The 20,901-nt window shown below is 68.2% G+C and carries 11 protein-coding genes; 2 read left to right on the plus strand and 9 right to left on the minus strand.

Annotated features, from left to right (window positions below):
- Positions 1-1,059 precede the first annotated feature (1,059 nt).
- On the plus strand, positions 1,060-9,789 hold the full coding sequence (locus ACWD5D_RS34875; protein ID WP_451376833.1) for a SpvB/TcaC N-terminal domain-containing protein: 8,730 nt from the start codon (positions 1,060-1,062) through the stop codon (positions 9,787-9,789).
- A 6-nt stretch (positions 9,790-9,795) separates the two neighbouring features.
- On the plus strand, positions 9,796-10,185 hold the full coding sequence (locus tag ACWD5D_RS34880; RefSeq protein ID WP_451376815.1) for a hypothetical protein: 390 nt from the start codon (positions 9,796-9,798) through the stop codon (positions 10,183-10,185).
- 271 nt (positions 10,186-10,456) lie between these two features.
- On the opposite strand, the gene ACWD5D_RS34885 is transcribed toward ACWD5D_RS34880, so the two are convergent.
- The 9 genes from ACWD5D_RS34885 to ACWD5D_RS34925 form a co-directional block, all read right to left on the minus strand.
- Positions 10,457-11,740 (minus strand): hypothetical protein, encoded by a 1,284-nt coding sequence (locus tag ACWD5D_RS34885; RefSeq protein ID WP_451376816.1) that lies wholly within the window; start codon positions 11,738-11,740, stop codon positions 10,457-10,459.
- A 35-nt stretch (positions 11,741-11,775) separates the two neighbouring features.
- Complete coding sequence (locus ACWD5D_RS34890) at positions 11,776-12,957, minus strand: alpha-hydroxy acid oxidase (protein ID WP_451376817.1); 1,182 nt, start codon at positions 12,955-12,957, stop codon at positions 11,776-11,778.
- A complete protein-coding gene (locus ACWD5D_RS34895; protein WP_451376818.1) occupies positions 12,950-13,693 on the minus strand; it encodes an HAD family hydrolase in 744 nt (247 codons plus the stop codon). The genes ACWD5D_RS34890 and ACWD5D_RS34895 overlap by 8 nt, the downstream gene beginning before the upstream one ends.
- Positions 13,659-15,140, minus strand: a complete 1,482-nt coding sequence (locus tag ACWD5D_RS34900; protein WP_451376819.1) for a hypothetical protein — start codon at positions 15,138-15,140, stop codon at positions 13,659-13,661. Before ACWD5D_RS34900 ends, ACWD5D_RS34895 begins: the two co-directional genes overlap by 35 nt.
- Complete coding sequence (locus tag ACWD5D_RS34905) at positions 15,137-15,703, minus strand: hypothetical protein (protein ID WP_451376820.1); 567 nt, start codon at positions 15,701-15,703, stop codon at positions 15,137-15,139. Before ACWD5D_RS34905 ends, ACWD5D_RS34900 begins: the two co-directional genes overlap by 4 nt.
- Entirely contained in the window at positions 15,700-16,821 is a 1,122-nt protein-coding gene (locus tag ACWD5D_RS34910; RefSeq protein ID WP_451376821.1) for a hypothetical protein, read from the minus strand. The genes ACWD5D_RS34905 and ACWD5D_RS34910 overlap by 4 nt, the downstream gene beginning before the upstream one ends.
- An 81-nt stretch (positions 16,822-16,902) precedes the next feature.
- Entirely contained in the window at positions 16,903-17,781 is an 879-nt protein-coding gene (locus ACWD5D_RS34915) for a phosphotransferase family protein (RefSeq protein WP_451376822.1), read from the minus strand.
- A gap of 47 nt (positions 17,782-17,828) precedes the next feature.
- Positions 17,829-19,025: a nucleotidyltransferase family protein gene (locus tag ACWD5D_RS34920; protein ID WP_451376823.1), complete on the minus strand. Its 1,197-nt coding sequence runs from the start codon at positions 19,023-19,025 to the stop codon at positions 17,829-17,831.
- 15 nt (positions 19,026-19,040) lie between these two features.
- The gene (locus ACWD5D_RS34925; RefSeq protein ID WP_451376824.1) at positions 19,041-20,738 is read right to left on the minus strand and encodes an NTP transferase domain-containing protein; all 1,698 of its coding nucleotides are present in this window, start codon (positions 20,736-20,738) and stop codon (positions 19,041-19,043) included.
- Positions 20,739-20,901 lie beyond the last annotated feature (163 nt).

The following is a 20,901-nucleotide window of genomic DNA, read 5'->3' on the forward strand; positions in this document are numbered from 1 at the left end:
GCGCCACTTCCTCGTGTGCGGTGGGGACGGGTACGTGTCGGCACACGGTAGGAAGATGCAGGTCGGGGGCACATGTGGTGGGGCAACATAGTTCGAGGGCTGGGTATGCGTGCGGCCACCATGCCGGCTCACGGAAGGGCGGTCAGAGGCTCGAAGGCGGTCGAAACGAGTGCTGTCCGGGACGCGTAGCTCGGGGTGATTTGACGGTGCGGTGCTGACTCCCGTGCTGGTTTGGTGCTGACTAAAAGCCCACGTCATCACCCGTGCTCACCCCTCCCGTGCTGACTTGGTGCTGACTACGCTCCGTTGAACTCGGACATCTTGGGGCTGATCGGCTCAGGGCCGCTGCGTGGTAGTTGACCGGACCGAGAGGCAGACCCGGCTTCGCCGTTCGGCTCTGCGGGCACGGACAAGGCGCTGTGCCTGGGCGTGTGTGCGTTCGTCCCAGCAGATTCTTCGTCTGCTGGTGGTACACGAGCGAGATGCCTGCTGAACTCTGCAAATGGTGTACGGCATGGGCTCTGTTGAGTGCCATGGCCCGTGTCTGGTCCGGATCTTGATGCTGAAGGGGCGATGCCGGCTGGTTTTCCACCGAAGGCGAGGTCGGATTGCACCGCCCAGGTGTCACACAGTCCGGCGACCGGCCGGACCGCCGCCCAGTTCCATTTGGGAGTGCCGTGTCGGACCGCCGGCGAGTGACGCTGCGCCGCCCGGGGGAAAACGGTGGAACCGACTGCATGGACTCGGAGTCAGGCCCGGGCAGACCGGCCGTGCGTCCGTAGTCGAAGTGCGGCCGTTCATGGCAGGAGTTGTAGAGAGAGGCTGGACAGATAGTCGCGCTATCCAATAGCTTTCGCGTGCGCGGGCCATGGTCGTCGTGTGCTCGTGTACTGGGGCGTCGGACCGTGCGGGGGATCTGTGATGGCTGTCCAGCGGGTGTTACGTGCACTGAGGGGCGCATGGCGGGGGAGGACTGCTTCGTTCCCCGGGCCGGCCGGCCTTTTCCGTGGACGGACTGTCACGTTCCGCGGCCGCACCGGTCTGGTCTTCGCCGTGATCATGGCGCTCGCCATGTTCGGGCTGAGTTCCCCCGAGAGGTTCCGCCCCACGGCGGGCCCCGGCCCGGACGCGGGATCGTCGGTCACCGGTCCTGAGGGCCCGGAGGGCACCTCGTTCAACCCGAACCAGATCAAGGACATCAAGGCCGCCGACCCCGGCGCCGGCGTGAATCTGGTCGAGGCGCCGACGGCGAACAACCAGGGCGACGCGCGGCTCTCCTACCCCTTCGAGGTGCCCAAGGGGCGTGGTGGACTGCAGCCCGAGCTGTCAGTCTCCTACAACTCCTCGGGCGGCAACGGCTGGACCGGTGTCGGGTGGGACGTCGCCACCCCGCAGATCACCGTGGACACCCGCTGGGGCGTACCGCGCTACGACGCCGCCAAGGAGACCGAGTCGTACCTGCTGAACGGGGAGCAGCTCACCCCGGTGGTGCACCGGGGCGCCCTGCAGGCGCGTACCTCGGAGAAGGTGTTCCATTCCCGTGTCGAGGGCCGGTTCGACAAGATCGTCCGGCACGGTGACAAGCCGTCGGACTACTGGTGGGAGGTCATCGACAAACTGGGGCTGCGAACCGTCTACGGCGGGGCGGCGGACGCCACGCTCGCCGACAGCTCCGGCAATGTGGCGGTGTGGGCGGCGCGTGAGGTCCGCGACGGCAACGACAACCTGCTGCGCTACCACCATGTCCGTGTCGACGACGGCGGGGTCGCGAACGCCAAGGTCCAGGGCCGCGCGCTGTACCCGCAGCGGATCACCTGGACCGGGCGAGGCGACACCGAGGGCCGCTACTCGGTCACCTTCCTGCGGGACCGTGACCGCGGCGAGGCGCGCCGCGGCGACGTTCAGATCGACGCGCGGTACGGCTTCAAGAAGGTCACCGCCGACCTGCTGCGCCGGGTCGAGGTCAAACTCGACGACAAGCTGATCCGCGCCTACGAACTCAACTACCGCACCGGCGCGTTCGCCAAGACGCTGCTGCAGTCGGTGTCGCAGCTGGGTGAGGACGGCAAGGTCTTCCACACCCACAGCTTCGACTACTTCGACGACGTACGGGACCAGTCGGGTGCCTACACCGCTTTCGACACCGCCGCGAACTGGACGGTCCCCGACGACGGACTCGGAGTCGACATCCGGGAGGGCGAGGCGAGCGCGCTGTCCGCGACCACCTCGGCCGGCGCGGGCGGGCACCTGTACGTCGGGTACAACCCGGGCGCGCCGGTCAAGTCCGGCTCGGCAGGTGTGAAGGTCGGTGTCAACGCGGGTGTCTCCGACGGTCTGCTGGCGTTGCAGGACGTCAACGGTGACAACCTGCCGGACAAGGTGTTCCGCAAGAACGGTGAGGTGTTCTACCGGCCGAACCTGTCCGGTCCCTCCGGGCAGCCGAAGTTCGGCGACTCCGCCGTCAAGCTCAGTGGACTGCCCGGCATCTCGCGGGAGAAGTCCCTCTCGGGCACCGCCGGCATCGAGGCGTACGTCGGCGTCAACGGCCAGCTCGACTATGTGTCGACGACCACGACCTCCGACCGGTACTTCACCGATGTCAACGCCGACGGCATCGCCGACCTGGTCAACAACGGCGGGGTGCTCTTCGGCCGCCTCGACGCCGACGGCAAGCCCAGCTATGCCACGGACAGCGCCGGCACTCCGGCCCCGGTGGGGACGGGAGCCGCCACGGGCACGATCGTCGGCGACCAGACCGAGACCTTCGAACGTGCCGTGGACAACTCGCCCCTGATGGACAGTGTCCGCCGGTGGGTGGCCCCGTACGACGGTACCGTGAAGATCGAGGGACCGGCGCGGCTGGAGAAGGACACCAGCGCGCAGCGCGCGGAGTACGAGAAGGCCGACGGCGTCCGCGTCACCATCCAGCACAACGACACCGAGCTGTGGGCCCAGCGGATCGGCCCCGACGACTACATCGACTTCGCGCCGACCGGGGTGGACTCGGTGCAGGTCCACAAGGGCGATGCCCTGTACTTCCGCGTGCAGTCCATCCTGGACGGCAAGTACGACACCGTGGCGTGGGACCCGAGGATCGGCTACGTGGGGATGCCCGCCGGCATTGACGTCAACGGGCTGAGCACCACGGTCTTCGACGCGAAGAACGACTTCACCCTGGCCGGGCGCACCTCCCAGGTCAACGCGCCACTCACCGGCACCCTGAAGATCACCGGCGATCTGGTGAAGTCCGCGGCGACCTCCGACGCCGTGACCGTCCTCATCACCCACGAGACCACCGACTACGAGGGCAACCCGGTCACCAACGAGCTGATCCGCAAGGTGCTGCCCGCGGCCTCCACCGGCACCACCCCCATCGACCTCACGGTGCAGGTGGCCGCGCGCGAACGGCTGTCGTGGAAGCTCCTGGTGGACTCCCCGATCGACGCAGGCGCACTGAAGTGGACACCGGAGGCGCACTACACCAAGGCGTACGGCGTCGACTCCGTGGTGGACGCCGAGGGGAAGCCGACGGTGGTGGTCAACCCGCCGTACGAGCTGAACCTGTACCCGGTGAACTCTCTTACCGGGCCGCAGGGTTCATGGAAGGCGACGCGCACCGGGACGCTGACCGTCGAGCCGAACATCCAGCTGAACCCGAACCTTGAGAACGCGTACATCTACCTCACGGTGAAGAAGCGCAACGGGCTGGTCGGCAAACGCCGCATCGACATCGCCTTGGGCGCGGGACTGCCCGCGTCCATGACCCGCCTCAACGTGCCGGTCACCCAGGGCGACGAGCTGTTCTTCGACCTGTCCACGACCAACACCAAACTCGTCGGGCTGCTCAAGTCGCAGACCGTCCGTGTCAGTTATGACGGTGCGAGCTGGGAGCAGGTACCCAGCGCGATGCATTCGCCGGCCGTTCAGGGCGCGTTCGCGCAGCCGTACCGCGGCTGGGGCGTCATCGGCTATCAGGGCAACCACGAGCGGGCCACCCGCCCCATCGCCCAGAACGAGCTGGCGATCGACCAGAGTTACAAGGACTCGTTGCCGAAGGCGCCGGTCCAGGCGGACCTCGACACGTTCACCGCCGATCCGAAGGTGCCAACCCCGCGGATCACCGTGTTCGCCCCGCAGCCCGCGAAGGGCAAGTGGGTCGCCTCCGACGACAGCACCTGGGTCGGCGGCTCGGCCGCGGCCAGCTCCCGGCTCGGCCTCGACACCGTCGACGTGGTCACCGACGCCGACCTCGCCGGTTCGACCGGTCTGATCCGGCGCGGCCGGACCCAGCAGATCTCCACCACACTGACGCTCGGCCCGTTCGGCGGCAGCGGAGCCCTGGGCACCACCGCCGGCGAGGTCGACTTCCTCGACGTCAACGGGGACCGCTACCCGGACGTCGTCGGTGCGAAGGAGATCCAGTACTCCGACATGGACGGTGGCCTCGGCGCCACCCGCGGCAGCCTCGGCGGCAACGTCCGCGAGTCGAACTCCGTCTCCGGCGGCGTCTCTCTCAGCGCAGGCAGCCCCGTCCGTACCCTCGCCACCGCGACCGGTGCCGACGCACCCACCGGAGAGGACTCCGCCAACTCGGCACGTACGGGCACCGAGATGCCCGCACTCGGCATCGGCGGCAATCTCGGTGGCGGCGAGTCCGATGCCAAGTTCGACCTGACCGACATCAACGGCGACAGCCTCCCCGACAAGGTGTACGACAACGGCGAGGCCCAGCTGAACCTCGGCTACAGCTTCGCCGCCCGCGAGCCCTGGGGCGGCGGCCCGGTCAACGACGCCTCCACCCGCAACACAGGCGTCAACCTGGGATTCAACCTCGACAACTACGGCTTCGCGGGCGGAGTCTCCGCGACCCTGGGCAGCTCGCGGACGAACGCCACCCTGGCCGACGTCAACGGCGACAGCCTGACCGACCGCGTCTTCACCGACGGCTCTAACCCGGTGAAGGTCGCCATCAACACCGGGGCCGGCTTCACCGCACCGACCCCGTTCCGCGGTGCCTTCAGCGACATCGCCGTGGACAAGAACGCCACCCTCGGCGGCGGCGCCTACTTCACCTTCGGCTTCCCCGTCGGCGCCGGCAGTATCGTCTTCAACCCCGGCGTCGACGCCTCCACCAGCATCGGCCGCGCCGAGGTGGCACTCCGCGACGTCAACGGCGACGGCCTCGCCGACCACGTCAAGTCCACCCGGGACAACGAGATGCAGGTCGCGGTCAACAAGACCGGCCGCACCAACCTGCTGCGCTCCGTCAGCCGGCCCATGGGCGCCCGCATCGAGGTCGACTACACCCGCAGCGGCAACACCGCCGCCATGCCGGACAGCCGCTGGGTCCTGGCCCGCACCACCGTCACCGACGGCGTCCAGGGCGACGGCGCCGACACCGCCCGGACCACCTACCGCTACGAGAAGGGCCGCTACGACCGCGCCGAACGCGAGTTCCTCGGCTTCGCCCGAGTGATCACCGAGCAGCGCGACCCCGGCGCCGACGACGCCGTCCGCCGCGTACTCACCGACGACTACCGCACCGACGGCTACGTCACCCGCGGACTGCTCACCCGCAGCCTCACCGAGGACGGTGCCGGACACCCGTACCGGGAGACCCTCAAGTCCTACCGGCTGCAGGACGCCTCCCCGGGAGCCTCGGGTGAGGAGGCCGACCCGGCGAGCGCCACGGCCACCGTCTTCCCGCAGCTGACCATAGTCGAGGAGAAGTACTACGAAGGCGCTGCTGCCGGCGCCACCCCGGCCTCCACCACCACGCAGCTCTCCTACGACGACTACGGCAACGTCACCCGCACCCTCGACACCGGCGGCGACGGCACCGCCGACGACCTGGAGACCACCTACCGGTACACCGCCTCCGACGCCCAGTGCCGCGACCACGGCATCACCGGCATCGCCGACGTGATCCGCCAGAAGGACGCCGACGGCACGCTTCTGCGGCACCGCGAGGCCGACGTCGACTGCGCCACCGGAGCCGTTCGCCAGGTCCGCGAGTACCTCGACGACGGCACCGCGGCCGTCTCCGACCTGACGTACCACCCGGACGGCAACCTGAAGTCGGTGACCGGCCCCGCCAACGCCAAGGGCCAGCGCTACACGCTCGAATACGGCTACGACGCCACCGTCGGCGCCCACGTCACGTCCGTCGAGGACAGCTTCGGCTACCGCTCCACCTCGGACTTCGACCTCAAGTACGGCCTGCCGACGCGGAACACCGATCAGAACAACCAGTCCGTCACCATGACGTACGACAGCGTCGGCCGCCTCGACAAGGTCACCGGCCCGTACGAGAAGGACGGCGACCAGGCCACCATCAGCTTCGGCTATCACCCCGAGGCGACTGTCCCGTACGCCACCACCAGGCATCTCGACCGCGCCGCGTCCGGCGTCCGCGCCGACACCATGGACACGGTCACCTTCAGCGACGGACTGGGGCGGATCCTGCAGGAGAAGAAGGACGCCACCGTGGCCGTCTCACCCGGCGCGGATCCCGCCCAGGTGATGACGGTCTCCGGCCGCATCAAGTTCGACGCCCTCGGCCGCACCGTCGAGAAGTACTACCCGGTGACCGAGCCCAAGGGTGCTGCCAACACCACCTTCAACCCCGCCTTCGACACCGTGCCGCCCACGAAGGAGACCTTTGACGTACTGGACCGGTCCGTGCGGACCGTCCAGCCCGACGGGATCGTCACCACCACCGGCTACGGCTTCGGTGAGGACCGCGACGGCACCACCCGCCTCGAGCAGACCGTCACCGACGGCAACGGCAAGCGGCGCGTCACCTACACCGACGTCCGCGGGGCGACCACCGCCGTCAAGGAGTTCAACGGCTCCACGGCGATCTGGACCAGCTATGCCCACGACCCGATGAACCAGGTCACCGCGGTCACCGACGACAAGAACAACGTCACCCGCGCCGCCTACGACGGGCTGGGCCGCCGCGTCTCCTTCGACAGCCCCGATGCCGGACGCACCGACACCCGCTACGACCTGGCCGGCAACGTCACCTCGAAGATCACCGCCAACCTGCGGGCCGTCGGCAAGGCCGTCGAGTACGACTACGACTACTCGCGGCTGAAAGCCATCCGCTACCCGACGTTCCCCGACAACAACGTCAGCTACGAGTACGGCGCGCCCGGTGCCCCCGACAACGCCGCCTCCCGCGTCACCGAGGTCCACGACGCGGCCGGAACGGTCAAGCGCGCCTACGGGCCACTCGGTGAGGTCACCAAGGAGACCCGCACCGTCACCGCGGTCCGCGACGCCCCCCGCACCTACACCACCGCATGGCGCTACGACGCCTTCAACCGCGTCCTGCAGATGACCTACCCCGACGGCGAGGTCCTCACCTACGACTACGACTCCGGCGGCCAGGTCAACCGGGCCACCGGCGCCAAGAACGGCAGCACCTACACGTATGCGGACCGGATCGACTACGACAAGTTCGGGCAGAAGATCCTCCAGCAGACGGGCAACGGCGTCCGCACCACCTACACCTATGACGCCGAGGACCGCCGGCTCGGAGCCCTCAAGTCCGTGGCGCCGGGCGGGACCGCGTTCCAGGACCTGGGCTACACATACGACAAGATCGGCAACATCACCGGCCTGGAGAACGACGCGCCGCAGGGCGGGGAGATCGGCGGACCGAGCACCCAGACCTACGGCTACGACGACCAGTACCGCCTGACCTCGGCCTCCGGCCAATACACCGACCGCAACAACCACACCAACACCTACACGCTGACCCTGGGCTACGACTCGATCCACAACACCACGAGCAAGTCCCAGACCCACGAGGTCACCGGCGGGACGCCCGCCTTCCCCGTCGGCGGCGGCGGCAACGGGCCGATCGAACCCCTCGACGACCCGTCCAACCCGGCGGATGTCCAGGACCGGACCAGCTACGACTACACGTACGCCTACGACGCTGCCCGACCGCACGCCCCCAGCAAGGTCGGGCCCATCAGCCACGCCTACGACGCCAATGGCAACCTGACCGGCACCGTCAACACCGCTGCCGCCGACAAGCGCCGCCAGTACGTGTGGGACGAGGAGAACCGCCTCGCCTGCAACCAGGACACCGCGACCGGCACGCTCACCCAGGACCCCGACGGCTGCGCCGGCGCCACCGTCTCCTACGTCTACGACGACAAGGGTGACCGCGTCGTCAAGTCGAGCGACGACGGACTCTCGCTCTACCCCAACCGCTACTACAGCGAACGCGACGCAACCGGCTACAAGCACGTCTTCATCGGCGACAACCGCGTCACCACCAAGACGGTGAAGACCACCGGCACCGAGGACGAGCAGCAGTTCTTCCACGCCGACCACATCGGCTCCTCCGGCTACGTCACCGACAAGCAGGGCAAGGTGACCGAACACCTGGAGTACTTCCCGTACGGGGAAACCTGGGTGGAGGAACGCACCGGCACCGCGGACACCCCGTACCAGTTCACGGGCAAGGAACTCGACGCCGAGACCGGTCTCTACTACTACGGGGCGCGCTACTACAACCCACGCACCCAACTGTGGGCGAGCGCCGACCCGGTGCTCCCCGACTACCTCGACGGCGACATGGCCGGCGGCATCGGCGAACCCCGCAACCTCGCCGCGTACACGTACGCCCACAACAACCCGGTCAAGCTGACCGACCCGACCGGCAAGTGGCCGAAGATGCCGTCCTGGAAGACGATCGGGCACACCACGCTCGACGTCGTCGGCATGGTCCCGGTGGTCGGCGAGGCCGCCGACCTCGGCAACGCCGGCTGGTACGCCGCGGAAGGCGACTACACCAATGCCGCCCTCTCCGCCGCCTCCGCCATCCCCGGCGCCGGGTACGCGGCCAACGCCGCCAAGTACGGCAACAAGGCACTCGACGCCGCACAGGCCGCCAAGGCAGCGACCAACGCCACCGACGCGGCGAAGACGGCCAAGGCCGCCGACACCGCACCCGTACCCAAGGCGGCCGACAGCCCACCCGCGCCGAAGCCGGCCGACAGTTCCCCTGCTCCGAAGGCCGACACCGGCGGCACCTGCAACAGCTTCACCCCTCAGACCCCGGTCGTCATGGCCGACGGCAGTCACCAGCCCATCGGGAAGATCCGCGCCGGCGACAAGGTCACCGCCACCGACCCGGTAACCGGCAAGACGGGAGCGCGCACCGTCACGGCGCTCATCACCGGCGAGGGCCAGAAGAACCTCGTCGAGATCACCGTCGTCAACCCTGGCGGACACACAGGCAAGGTCGTCGCCACCGAGAACCACCCCTTCTGGGCACCCGAGGCGGGGAAGTGGCTCTACGCCAAGGAACTCGTCCCCGGAATGCTGCTCCAGACCGGCAGCGGCACCTACACCCAGGTCGGCATGGTCCGCGCCTGGACCCAGCACAAGCGGGTCAACAATCTCTCCGTCGAGGACCTGCATACGTACTATGTGCTGGCGGGGGCCACACCGGTACTCGTTCATAATTCCGGGCCGTCGTGTGAACCGGGAATCTCGACACGTCACGAGAACGCTGGCGATGTCGGTAAATACACCGATGGACAGAAGACCCGGGATCCAGCGTCGCAGTGGTATCACGAGGAACTGAGCAATGATGAACTCCTGGACGGGATCAACAACGCTGCCACGGGAGACGGAATTCTTGTCTCGCGCGGCGGAACGGTTCTTGGAGGTCATCACCGCCGGGACGAACTCCAGACAAGAGTCGGGGACGGGCGTATTGAACCGGATACACAAATCCGCATCGACGTCTACGACGGGGAGTAGTTTCTGATGTCTCTGGTCCGTTCGACAGACCCTGACTTCCGCGTGTGCCAGATCGGCTTCGATACGCTGATTGAGATCCAGTCCGAGGCGGAGGAGCGAGGCTGGTCAACCCGATGGTCCTCTGTGGACGCCCTCCGCAGCCAGGTCAAGGAAGGAAGCGTCGTCCTTCAGCCGCTGATGCGTGAAGAAAGGGCGGGAGCTGTCCGGGCCTACCGATGCCTTCTCCTGTTCTCGGCCGTGGAAGACGGAGATGCCGGCGGAGTTGCCACGATCGATCTTGATCCGGCGAGGTTGGAATCGTTGGAGCGGCTTGATCAGGACCCGAATGTCCGGAAGGCGCTGGCCCGGGTTCTCTCCCTTGCTGTGGGCGGGATTTCGATGGTCTCGAAGAAGTAGTCGTGCTCCTCACTGTGTACCGACCGCCCCGGCTCAGGTCCGGCCAAGCCTTTCGCGCTGCGTTATCCGCTTCGTTTCACTGCTCGGAAACCGTCTGAACGATGGTGCGGGTGGCGGTGGGGCCTTCGGGGGTCGGGGTAAGGGGGTAGACGCGGCCGGCGCGGTCTACGACGACAGCGCTCACGGCCGCATCATCCAGCCCCTCACGCCCGCCTGTCCGCGCACGCTCCAAGTCACCTTGGTGACCCGCTCCAGGCGCGGCGTATGGTGGTCACCAGCCGGCTGCCTGGGGGGCCGGGTGCCGTGATCGGGAGCCGGGACGGACGAGTTCGACGCCGGGGTGTGCGCGGCCGAGGTGCCAAGGGTCGAAGACGAGGGAGCCGGGCTGGTACGGCCGCTGGTAGAACCCCGGCTCCGGGCAACCGACGAAGTAGGCGTGCGCCCCCGCGCTTTCCAGACGAGGCAATTCGGCGGGCGTGGGGATCGTGGTGAAATTCAGGCCGCGCCGTCGCAGGAGGTGGGTGAGCAGTACGGCGGCCGAGCCGGTCTCGATGGGCACACCGCTCTTGTACGCGGTGCCCAGGACGACCAGCGGTCGGTCCCCCGCTGCCGCGACGAACCTGTCGGCCAGCCAGTCCATGTAGGCGTGGCGCACGTCCATGAGGGTGGTGAACAGGTCGCTGCCCAGTCCGTGTTCGCGTGCGAGCCAGGAAAGTGCGATGTTGTCCCTGGGGTGACACGGCCCGCCGTCGCCGAGGCCGGGGCCCATGTACGCAGGGCTGGCGAGCCGCCGCCCGGCGATCCTCATAGCGCCGAAGACATCGGCCGCGTCCGCACCCACGAGGTCGGACAGCTGCTGGACGAGATTCGACACCGCGACCTTGGTGCTGATGTATGTGTTGTAGACGACCTTGGTCAGTTCGGCGCTCTCCGTGCTCATGCGCAGCACCGGGGCGGACGGCGCGAGCCCCGCGAAGACCGACTCGATGGTCGTGTCGTCGGAGTCTGTGCCGATCAAAATGAACTCAGGGTTGAGGAAGTCCCGGGCCACCTGGCCCATGGCTATGAACTGCGGGCAGTAGACCAGAGGATGGTGTGCGGCGAGCGGTGCGACGTCTCGGCGGACAGTGCCGGGCAGCACCGTCGAAATGATGCCGAGCGGCACGGTCCGACGTGCGGTGTGGACAATGGCCGACACCGCTGACCGCAGCGGTGCGTAGTCGAAGTCGGCGCGGCTGTCGGGCAGTGGCGTGATGCCCTCGTAGCGTGGCTCGTGGGGAGTCTCGACCGCGACGAGTACGCAGTCGGTCTGGTTGACCGCCGTGTCCAGGTCCGCGAAACGCATGTGGACTCCTGATGAGGTGTAGGCGTCAAGCAGGCTTCCGGTACCGGCGGGTGCCACCTCCCAGGGAGCAAGGGCGGCGGAGGTCATCCTGGCTGGGTCGATGTCGTGGCCGATGACCTCGTATCCGCCCATGGCCAGAGTGATGGCGAGAGGCAGTCCGAGCTTCCCCAGTCCTATGACCCCGACGGCCGGTTTTCCGTTGACAGTCATGCTCATACCTCCGTCTCGCATCGGTCGCTTGTCCGTCAAATGCCCGTGACGGGGCAGTGCGCTGTGACCCGCACCAATGTCGCGCCCTGTCCCCGCAGTTCGTCCACTCCCGCGACGCCGAGCAGCAGCATCGTCCGCCTCAGCTCGTCGGCGAGGATCTCCACCGCACGCAGGCAGCCCGCGCCGCCGGCGGCCCCCAGCCCATAGAGGTAGGCCCGCCCCACGAAGCAGCCGTCCGCCCCCAGCGCGATCGCCAAGGCGATGTCGGAGCCCCGCCGGATTCCGGAGTCGACGTACACGGGATAGTCGGGGCCGACCCGCGCGCGCACGTCCGCCAGCAGCAGGAGCGGGGGGAGAGATGCGTCCAACTGACGGCCGCCGTGGTTGGACAGCACGACCCCGTCCACCCCTTCGGCGCGGGCCCGTGCTGCGTCGAGGGGGTTGCTGATGCCCTTGAGCACCAGTGGTCCCGTCCAGCAGTTCCTCAGCCGTTCGACGTCCGCCCAGGAAAAGGCCGGGTCGAAGTTGCGCGCGGCGAACGTCGCCGTGTCCAGCGGGACGCCGCTCGACTCCGGGTGGAAGTTCGCGAACGTGATCCGCCCACTCCGTAGGAAGCCGGCGAGCCAGCGCGGGCGTGCCAGCGCGCCCGCGCGGATGAACGGTCCAAGGCGCGGCGGCAGGGCGAAGCCGTTGTGCAGGTCGCGGACCCGGTTGCCGGTAACGGCCGAGTCGACGGTGACCACCAGGACGCGGCAGCCGCTGTCTCGCGCCATCTCGACTCGCCGGGTCGTCCCGTCGGTGTCGCGCGTCGCGTACAACTGGAACCACACGTCGCCGCCTCGGGCTGCCAGGGCGGCCATGGGCGTGGTGGACATGGTGCTGACGACGTACGGGATGCCCGCCGCGGACGCGGCGTCCGCTGCCGCTGTTTCGCCCTCCCGGTGCATGAGCCGGGTATAGCCAGTGGGGGCCAGGCCGAGGGGCAGGGCAGCGCGGTGGTTGAGAAAGGTACCGGTCAGGTCCGGCTCTCGTATGCCGCGCAGCACCCGCGGCATGAAGGCGTACCGGTCGAAGGCATCCGTGTTCAACGCCAGGCCACGCTCGTCGTCGGCCCCGCCGTCCACATAGTCCCGAACCGTGCGCGGCCAGTGGTGGCGGGCGGCGGCGTGCAGGTCCTCGATGGACAGCATCCGGGACAGTCGGTCGCGGTCAGCCACGGCGCCCCGCCTCGCTGGGGCAGCACAGGTCGGCGATCCGCCGAATACGCGCGCCGCGCCAATCGGTGGGCGCCCAGCCGGCCACGCGTGAGTCGGTGCTCTCCAGCAGGACCGGCGTGAGCCCGGCGCGGGCGGCGCCTGACAGTTCGCCGCCGGCACCGTCCCCTATGAACAGACATTGCCGGGGAGGCGTGCTGATGGCCTGGCAGGTGCGGGTGTAGCAGCGTATGTCGGGTTTCATCAACCCGCTGAGGCAAGAGAACTCCACATGGTCGACGAGTGGAGCGATCTGCAGTTCACCCCATACTTCGGGCAGGGCGGGCCCGCATACGGTGAGCACCGCGAGCGGCAGGCCCCTGGAGCGCAGCCTGGTCAGACACGCCCGAGTGTCTTCTGGCGGTATCACGGTGCGTCTGGCAAAGGCACGCCGTGTCTCGGCGGCCCTCGCTATGGCTCGCTGCGGCCTGGAGACGCCCATTTCGGCGAGAAACCTGGTGAAGAACTCCTCCCCGGTGTGGCCCCAGAGACCAGCGTTGCGCTGACGGAAGCTGGCCTTCCACCGAGGGCGGAAGCTTGCCGGTTCCAGACTGAGCAGGCGGGCGCACTCGTCGAGCGCGGCGTCGGCGATGGCTGGCGGCGGCAGCGGGACCAGGGTGCCGTTGAGGTCGAAGACGACGGCCGCGAAATTCGTGTCCGGAGACTCATCGTTCGGTCTTTCCATGGCTATGCCTGTCATCTCGTCTCATCAGAGTCCTCAACAGGGCGCGACGCGGTCCCGCCCCGTACCAGAACAACGCGACCGGACCGAGCAGCAGGTGCAGAGTGGAGGGTGGTCCGGGAAGGACGCCCCGCCACGTCCTTCGCAGCACGCGATGGACGGTGGCGAGGTCGATCAGAAAGAGCAGGTAGGTCAACGCTGCCACAGCCAGGGTCGTCCACGGGGCCTGGAAGCCTGCCCAAAGGAGCAGCGCCGTTCTCAGGAACGGGCCGAAGGTCCACTGGACCAACCGGGCGCCGATCCGGACGAGGTGAACCGGTCGTGCGGCGCGTACTCGGTCGGGCAGAAGGATGTCGTCCCGCAGAGCGAGGAGGTAGCCGCGGCAGATGAAGGCGCGGGATGCGGCCGCTTCCCGCGCGTTACGGTAGGCGGTGTACAGCGTTGGGGAGCGGATCGGTTCGACGACGCGACCGGTTGATGACGCTCGCCAGCCCAAGGCCAGATCGTCCACGGGGGCGGGGACGCCGCCCAGGAGCGGCAGTCTCGTGCGGTCGATGAACAGGCCGTTGCCCACGGAGTGGATCCCCGAGGCCAGCACCGCCCGCAGTCCCTTCGCCAGAGGGCGCAGGAGGCGGTCGATCAAGAGGCTGCACAGTTCAAGCCGTAGCCCGAGGCGGGCGTGCAACTGACCGTCGAACACGGAGAAGTGCCCAGCCGCCCGGCCCGGGACAGTGAGCCCGGGCTGTTGGAGCAACACCGCTCCCGACTGGGCTGCGTGCGCGGCATGCCGCAGCGCATCCGGTGCTGGGCGCCCGTCGAAGTCGTAGACCGCTACGTACCGGCAGCGATCCCAGTGCGGCCAGTGGGCGAGGAGGCTGTCGAGGTGTTCGAACGCGTACCGCAGCTGCCCTGACTTGAATTTCCAGTCGGCTGGTGCCTCCAGCACCAGGACGCCGTCGGCGGAGCCGTACCCGCGCTCGACCAGTTGTCGGGTCGTCGGCGTGCCGGCGAACTCGTCCTCGACGGCGGCTGCGAACTGCGTGATGTCGAGCCGGTCGCGCATCGCCAGCAGCCGGGCCACGGACGGCTCTGGCAGGTGCCCGGTCAGCAGGTCGCCCGGGTCGGCGTTCCGCTCGGAGTGGCGGAGCCGCTGCGCGTACGCCGCGAGTCCGGCTCGTAGGCGCTCACGGTCGGTGCGCTCGCGCTCCGTGGTGACGACGACGATCCTCACCAGGTCCGGCGGGTAGTCGAGGCTGGTGAAGTACTCCAGGGTCTCGTCGACGAGTGCCTGCTCCCGTAAGGCGGGCAGGAGGATCACGAAGGGCGTGTCCGGGAGGTCGCCGGGCGCGGCGCCACGCGTGAGCCAGCGCCCGCTGAGCCAGGTGGCCAAAGTACGCCAAAGTGCGGCAGCCGCGACCAGCGTCAGAAGAACCGTCGCGACGTGCATGGACTGCTGCGCGCTCACCGGGGTTCACCGGTTCGGCCCTGGCCGGGCGCCGCGTCGGCGCTCACGGCGTGGAGGCAGGAGCGCGCCGACCGGACGGAGTTGTCCTTCACCACGTGAGCGGACACGGGCAGCCGAGCGAAGCACTCGTAGTAGCTCTGCCGCAGCAGAAGACGGAACCGCAGGTCCGGGAAGAGGCCGTCGGGGGCGAAGGACAGCATGAGGGCGCGCGGCGAGTCAATGAACAGGCATGTGGACGGAGCGGTCGGGAGGTCCTTGTAGAGGTTGGTGACGACATCCACCACATCGGCGCGTCGGCCGGCCCATCGGCTCTCTGCGACGACGTACGCGACGGTCGACAGCCAGCACCGGTCCATCACCACCGTGCCGCCCGGGGCGGCGATCTGCTCCTTCACCAGGTCGTTGGCCACGAAAAAGTCGCGTCCGGGAGAAGGCGGTGGGCACAGGACGATCTCCGGGACCACCTTCGCGTCCGGCAGGACGTAGCAGAGCGACGACACCAGGGAAGTCTTGCCGGCACCGGGCAGGCCCTCGATCGCCAGGGCGCGCTGGCGGCCGCTCACAACCGCTGTCCCCGGGTGCTCAGGCAGTCACCGAGACAGTCCAGGGCCTCCAGAGCGGAATGCCGCGCCGGCTCCCAGGCCAGGGATGCGACACGGACATTGGTGAGCACTGCCTCCAGCCCGGCCGGGTCCTGCGCCTCGGTCGGTCTCGCCCCAGGCCGCGCGAGCCAGAAGGTCCCGAACGACGGATCGGGCTCCCGCAAGTGCCCGGCGAGGAGAGCGAAAGCGGCCGGTGGATCAACCAGCACCGCCCGGGGAGCCGATCTGCCGGGTACGCGGTCCAGTACCACGACGGTGTCCAGGGGACAGGCGGCGGCAACGGGCGTGCGGAGCAGCAGGCTCGTCTCCGATGGTGTCAGTTCCAGCTTCGCGGCACGGTCCCTCTGAGCCGAGGCGGTCGCAGGGCCGGATCGCTGCGTTCGTAACAGCCACCGCTCCACCGAGGGGTCGACCCCGGCCTGGTGCAGCGTTCGCCGCCATATCCGATGACTCCAGGGGAATCCCGCAGCGATCGGGCCCTCTTCGGAGGCGAGGATCTCGGTCTGATCCCCGCTCACGAGATATCCGGTCCTGGCCGCGGCCAGCGCGAGCGTGGTCTTGCCGGCACCGGACGACCCTGCGACGAGCACGCCGCCGAACCGGTCGGAGTATGCGCATGCGGCGTGACACGTGAAAGCGCCGCGGCCGGCCAGTTCCGTCCGCAGCAGCTCGCGGGCCAAGCGGACCACCCCCCTGCCTGTTTCACCGGTGTCCGCTGCGATGACCGACCAGTGGCCACCCGCATCGTCGACGAGGACCAGCGCCCGGCTCGGGTCGTCGACGGACTGCCGTCGGGTCCAGGCGCGGCGACCGTCGAGAGTGCCCTCCACCCATAGGTCACCGGAGTACGGCTCCACGGTGGCGACGGCTTTGGCGGTGATCTCGCGGCCGGCGGCCGCGAGAAGGCCGGGATCGACAACGGCGCGTACGGTGTGCCGAACGACGGGCGGATCGACGAGTTCGGCGACGGTCGCCAGGTGGTGGTGGACCCACTGCACGACGTCCCGATGCTGAGTCAGCATCCGCAGTTCGAGCGGCCACCACCGCACGAACACCGTCTGTCGCCGGGTTGCTCGCATCGATCCCTCCCAGCCCTCTTCTGGCCTTCTTGCAGAATGGTGCGGACATACCCGTAGCGGTCGCTGCACGAGGTGCGTGCCTCACGGGCCCAGCGCATCGGTGCCGGTCAGACAGAGCGCGAGCAGTGAGCGGAGTCTGTCGCGGACCGTATCCGTCTCCTGCCGTCGTGCGTGGTAGACGACTGCCGACAGATATTCCAACAGGCATGCCGCCGCGAACCTGTCCCGCTGTTCGGCGGACCACGTCCGTGTCCCATAGCGGTCACGGAAGCCGTCTGCCAGGTGGGGGTCCAGGGTGAGCACATGGTCTTTGAGCTTGACCAGGTCGTACAGTGGGTCCGCCGTCCGGGAGTTCTCCAGGTCGATCACGGTCGCGAGTCGGCCCTCTGCCACCAGGATGTTGGCTTGATGCAGGTCTCGGTGGATCAGGGAGGGAACGACGCCCCCGAGGGACGGCGCCAAGCCGGCCCACCTGCTCCGGATCAGTCGCTCCTCAGCGACACCGATGACTCCAGCGGCCAAAGCCTGGTCCATCTTGCGGCGGAATCGGTGCTCGGCCTTGTCGGACCAGGAGCCGCCGGGGACGCGGATCGTGTGCAGGACGCTCAGCCAGTCGGCCAGTTGCTCACCGAGTTGACGGCGTTGCGCGCTCGGCAGTTCCCGCAGACCCGTCGGGGACAGCGGACTGCCCTCGATCCAGCGCAGGCCGAGCATCCACCCCTCGTCCGTGGAGGTCAATGGGATCACCACCTCCTGCACCGCCACCCCGCGGCGGTGCAGGAGGTGGGTCACCGAGCGGGTCACTGCCAGCGGGCGGCGTTCCGGTCGGTATTTGACAAGGATGCGACCGATCTCGGTGGCGACCACGTACGTGCCGCCGTGGAAGCTGTCCACGGGGTGGCGAACGCAGAGGACCTCAAGGTCCCCGATGAAACCTCCAGGTACCAGCCGGTGTTGCATCGCCTCCTGCTCCTCCCGGAGATGGACACGGGTCCGAACGGCAGGTGTCACTGGCTGCCGGCCCGTCCGGCGCATCGCCCTTCCGCGAGTTCCATGATGGCCGACACCTGTTCACGATCCGTCAGCAATAGGCCGTGCGGGTCGTGCCAATCCCGCCTGCTCTGCCGGCCTCCCGGCGCCATCCCGAGAGCCAGGCCGCTGCGATCGGTGCGGAAGACCCGCTCGTCGACGGACATCGGCCAGCGGGCGAGCGTGCCGTCCGGCAGGGCGACCAGGTCCAGCAGGTCGGTCAGGCCGGCCGGGTCGCCGATGTCGCCGAGCAGCGGGGCCAGAGATGCCGGCATCGCTCCGCGTACCGCAACCAGCAAGGCGGCTCCAAGCAGGGTGGCGCCGAGTACGCGCCCTTCCTCGGCCAGCCCCCGAACATCCGCGCCCGAGACGGACTCCTGCGCGCACAGGAGTTCCACGTCCAGCATCTTCACCAGACGGATGTCGTCCTCGAAGCACGCGTGGATCCAACTGGCGGCGTGCTCGGCGAGATAGACGAGGGACAGCAGGACGGATTCGGCGGCACCGTACCTGCGCGCCTCCAGCACATCCGGGACCAGATGGAACACCTCGGTGCTCCGGTGCGGCAGCCGCCAGAAAGCCCCCTTCAGGTGCTCCTGGCGGAACCTCGGAAGGGGTTCCAGGTGCAGGTCGAACATGACGTGGTCGACGCCGATCTGAGATGACGCTGGCTCCGCGTAGAAGGAGCTTCCGCGGTACCCCTGCCGCTCGGCGAAGCCCGACGCCAGGAGCGCCCGGCGTATCCGCTCGAAGTCCCCCTCGGCAACGACCGCGTCGAGATCGCTGACCATGCGGTGGGCGGCGCTGCGGTAGCGTCCGGCCAAGGTGATGCCCTTGTACAGCACGAGGTCGTCGAAGCAACCCGGGGACCGGCGGTGAACCTCTTCGGCCTTCGCCAGGATGGCCGCCGTCCGGGCCTCGGCCAACTGCGCACGGCGGCGCAGAGTGGAGACCACCGACGGCGGCGTGCGGTCCGTGCAGCCGACGGCGTCCAGGGTATCCATCAGCAGGCCCTCGACCCGGTGCTGGACGGCCAGAAGACAGATACGGGCCCAGTCCAGGTCGATCGCCCGGTGCAACAGGGGCGCGCACGCCTCCACTGCCGCGCTGTGGTCAACGGACAGCCGTGCGATGAGCGCCCGCTCGGCGGTGCAGTGCATCTGATCCTGTTCCATGTCGCCCGCTCCCACTCAGTCCTGCGCTGTGTCCGGGCAGGACGTGGCGCTCTCGACCGACGGCGTCAGTTCGTGGAGAAGTTGAAGAGCCCGCAGGTAGAACACCCACTGCCGCTGCGGATCATCGTCGTGCAACGGAAGCATGCTGAAGAACAAGGACGCCTCGATGACCCGCACCTCCCGCAGCGAGAAGCCGACTTTCCTCAGTGCCGCGTCGACCGCACGCCGTGCGATCGCACGAGAAGGGCCAAGGCTGAAGGTGAATTCCTCCGGTCCTACCGTCTCCAGGCGGTAGAGGCCGTGAACCGCCGCGTCGTACATCCCGGCATAGGAGTGCCGCAACTTGGCGGCGTCGTAGCGGGCGTCCCCCAGCGGCCCCGTGCCGCCGAACTCACCCCGGGGATCGAGCAAGCGAAATGTTCGAGGATGCTCGCAATACAGTATGTTGGAAAAGTTCAGGTCACCATGGACGGTGGCCGGGACGGCGCTGTCACAGAGCGGCTCCACATGTTCCACGAGCTTCTCCAGCGCATCCAAGCCGGCCAGCAGTTCGCGTCCGTTGACGATGAGCCGTTCGCTGCGGGACAACACGCTCCCCGCCCACCATTTCCGAAACCTCTGGCGTGGCTTTTCGAGATACATGACGCGGCAGCGCCTCTGCAGGTCCTCACGGTCCACACTCACTTCGCCGGTCCGCCACAAAAGCCGATCTACTCGCTCGATGATGCCCCCGACCAGATCCCCCCAGTTTTCTTCGGCTCCCGGCCTGTAGAGATAGATTTCTGCAAGGGTGGGATAGTCGAGGTATTCCATCGAGTATCCCAGTTCGTCGTCGTCCATCCCGAGAAACCGGGGGAAGAGCACGGCGCTGCGACCGGGCGGCCGGCGCATGAACCGCGCCTGCGACACGGCTCCGCCGTAGGAACTTCTCTTGTGCGCCACCCCGAGGTCGTCCACCCGCAAGCTGCTGACGGCACGGGTGACGTGGCTGCCGCGGCTGGCCCGGGCGATGGCCTCCGCGCTGCCCAGGTCCACCCAGCCGGCCACCGGCTCACTGCGCAGCGGGGCGTACGCGCGGTACACGTCCAGGAGTCGACTTAATTCGACTTCCTCATCCGGCAGCTCGGCACTCATCACCTCAAATGCCGCCTTGTCGAGGCTCTGCCGGTCGCCGAAGCGGTAGACCCCGACGGCCACCGGCTGCCCGCTCTCCGGCCCGACCTCTTCATCACTTATCGCGGACACGAGCCCGCGCTGGTCCGAGCGGACGGCGCACCAACGGCGACGGTGGAGCGGTGAAGCCACGCCGATCCATCCGCCGGCGTTCGGCGGCAGAGAGTCGACGACGGTGTCAGCGAGGAGGAGCAGCACCGGCTGATTCACGGGTGTCCACTTGAGCGATTCCGCGAATGCTCTTCCCGGACCCGGTGTCGCATCCTGAATCCCGACCCGCACGGTGATGCCGAGTGGTGGGCCGACCTGCGCGACGAGCAATGCGACGGCCGAGGCATTCCCAGGGCGGCAGACCACGGCGGCCTCACTTATTCCATGCTGGCTGAGCAGAGCGAGTTGGCCAGCCAGAACCGGCGCCGAGCGGTATCGTACGTGAGTTTTTCCGACAGTGGATAAAGTCCCTGTCCGCGTAGCACAGCCAGCTGCCAATATGACGGCACAAGCCGATTCAGGCGGCGTCGTGACGGCCATACGCATCATTCGCCACAGAACTGATCGGCACAGTCAGCCCCCTCGGTTCCTCCCCCAGCGGGCCGCAATCGTACTACCCACTCTCTTGGGGGGCCATACGTCCGAAACCACCATCCCATGCGATCATGCGGGAGCCCGCGGGACATTCGGTGTCTTCCTTTGCGCTCATGTC

It is taken from the genome of Streptomyces sp. NPDC002520 (assembly GCF_053595235.1).

Coding starts and splice junctions, on each gene's coding strand:
- ACWD5D_RS34915 (WP_451376822.1), bottom strand. CDS start 17,781: ATGCAACACCGGCTGGTACCTGGAGGTTTCATCGGGGACCTTGAGGTC.
- ACWD5D_RS34925 (WP_451376824.1), bottom strand. CDS start 20,738: ATGATGCGTATGGCCGTCACGACGCCGCCTGAATCGGCTTGTGCCGTC.
- ACWD5D_RS34875 (WP_451376833.1), top strand. CDS start 1,060: ATGGCGCTCGCCATGTTCGGGCTGAGTTCCCCCGAGAGGTTCCGCCCC.
- ACWD5D_RS34910 (WP_451376821.1), bottom strand. CDS start 16,821: ATGCGAGCAACCCGGCGACAGACGGTGTTCGTGCGGTGGTGGCCGCTC.
- ACWD5D_RS34920 (WP_451376823.1), bottom strand. CDS start 19,025: ATGGAACAGGATCAGATGCACTGCACCGCCGAGCGGGCGCTCATCGCA.
- ACWD5D_RS34885 (WP_451376816.1), bottom strand. CDS start 11,740: ATGACTGTCAACGGAAAACCGGCCGTCGGGGTCATAGGACTGGGGAAG.
- ACWD5D_RS34880 (WP_451376815.1), top strand. CDS start 9,796: ATGTCTCTGGTCCGTTCGACAGACCCTGACTTCCGCGTGTGCCAGATC.
- ACWD5D_RS34895 (WP_451376818.1), bottom strand. CDS start 13,693: ATGACAGGCATAGCCATGGAAAGACCGAACGATGAGTCTCCGGACACG.